We start from the raw sequence: 2,046 nt of genomic DNA, 5'->3' as shown, positions 1-2,046 counted from the left end.
CGACTGGACGATCGATCTCGGCCCCGAAGGTGGTAATAAAGGTGGTGAATTAGTAGCCGTGGGGACACCGGAACAGGTGGCGAAGAATCCTAAATCCCATACGGGGAAATATCTCAAGCAAGTGCTGAAGCAACATTCAGCCAGCAAAGGTTAATTTTGTCAGGATTTATCTTTAGCGGTAAATCAGTTAAAAATGGGACTTCTTTGGTGGTAAATAAATGATATAATTTGGGATGAATTAAAATGCATGTTGCATGTCTTTTTTAAAATATGCTGATTGAATTCAGCGTTGGAAACTATAGATCGTTTAAAGAAGTTGTCACCTTTAGCATGGTAGCAGCACCGATTGTTGTGGGTGATAATCCTATCAACAGAAACAATCTATTTTCGGCAACAAAAGAAATTAATTTACTAAAAAGTACTGCTATATATGGTGCGAATGCGAGTGGGAAGAGCAATCTAGTTCGTGCCATCTCATTCATGAAAGAATTTACAATTAATTCTGTCGTAGGTAGTCGGATCACAAGTGAGATAAATACAGATTCTTATCGGTTAAATACTGAATTTGAAGGAGAGCCATCTTACTTTGAGATGGTTTTTATCATTGGGACTGCTAGATATCGCTATGGCTTTGAGGTCGATCGTCAAGGTGTAATATCAGAATGGTTGTATCAAACGTTAAGAACAAAGGAATCTCAACTATTCGATCGAGAAGGCAGCAGAATAAAAGTATTTAGTAAATTTGGAGAAGGTCAATCATTAGAAAATAAAACTAGAAAAAACGCATTGTTTTTGTCTGTTGCCGCTCAGTTTAATGGTAAGATAGCCAGAGAAATTATTGTTTGGCTTCATGAATTAAATATATTTAATAGCCTTGACGACGATGATTATGATAATTTAACAATCGATACCTTGATCCAAGGTCATCAGACTCAAGATTTAATTGGGTTAGTCACCAGTCTGGATCTGGGTATACAAGATATTCAGATGATTAAGACACCAATACCTGAATTTCCGGGTGGAATATCTTATGAAGTGAAAACTGCTCATTGGAAATACGATCGTGAGGGAAATAAAGTAGCTACTGAATACTTTGAGCTTGATGAGGATGAGTCAGCAGGGACTCAAAAATTATTCAATATCTCAGGATTGCTAATTAATATACTTCAAGCAGGAGAAATATTGATTGTCGATGAATTAGATGCACGTTTACATCCGCTGATTAGTTGTGCGATCGTCAAATTATTCAATTCACCTATTACCAATCCTCGGAATGCCCAATTAATATTCACCACTCATGACACCAATTTATTGAGTGCTAATATGTTTCGCAAAGATCAAATCTGGTTTACTGAAAAAGACCGTTATGGAGCAACAGATTTGTATTCTCTAGTAGAGTATCAGATTCCCGATGATGCACCATTCGAGCAAGATTATATCGCTGGTAAATATGGTGCGATTCCTTTTATCGGCGACTTGAATCGGGTATTGGGTAAGTAAGATGTCTAGGAAAGATCGATCTAATTCATGTCAAGGCTACTCAGATCGAAAGATGGGTAATAGAAAGCCTATTCCTACCTTTTTAATTGTGTGTGAAGGTAAAAAAACTGAGCCAAATTATTTTAGAAGTTTTCCTGTTAGTACTAGACCAGAAATTGAGATCGTTGGGGCTGGATGTGAAACAATTAGTGTGGTTAGAAAGGCTCTAGAGTTGAATAAGGATGGGAAATTCAATCGAGTATGGTGTGTATTCGATCGAGATCCATCACCAGATAAAACTGCTCAACGCTTTAACAACGCTCTGCAACTGGCTAAAAGTAAAGGTATATCGGTTGCTTATTCTAATGAGTGCTTTGAAATCTGGTACTTATTACATTTCAATTTGTACAATACAGCAATCCCTCGTAAGGATTATGGCAAGCTATTAACAAAATTGTTGCAGATTGAGTATGAAAAAAATAGTGAGAATATGTATAAACTTTTAGAAGACAATCAATCAAAAGCTATCAAACACGCTATAAATCTATTAGCTAGCTACGATCCTCA

General features: G+C 36.7%; 2 protein-coding genes. Both read left to right on the top strand.

Annotation, left to right across the window (positions count from 1 at the left end):
* Window positions 1–270 precede the first annotated feature (270 nt).
* Window positions 271–1,500 carry an ATP-binding protein gene (locus tag RMO55_RS09775; RefSeq protein WP_310426134.1) on the top strand — a complete coding sequence of 410 codons (1,230 nt, stop codon included), beginning with the start codon at window positions 271–273 and terminating at the stop codon, window positions 1,498–1,500.
* A 52-nt stretch (window positions 1,501–1,552) separates the two neighbouring features.
* Window positions 1,553–2,046 (top strand): RloB family protein (locus RMO55_RS09770; protein ID WP_310426133.1); only part of this gene is annotated, 494 nt, incomplete at its 3' end.

Origin of the sequence: Chamaesiphon sp. VAR_48_metabat_135_sub (genome assembly GCF_031418915.1) — a bacterium.
Classification (GTDB): domain Bacteria; phylum Cyanobacteriota; class Cyanobacteriia; order Cyanobacteriales; family Chamaesiphonaceae; genus Chamaesiphon.
This window is presented reverse-complemented; position numbering and strand designations above follow the sequence as displayed.

What these genes read in the sequence shown, in the direction of transcription:
- RMO55_RS09775 (WP_310426134.1), top strand. Translation starts at nt 271, where the DNA reads ATGCTGATTGAATTCAGCGTTGGAAACTATAGATCGTTTAAAGAAGTT.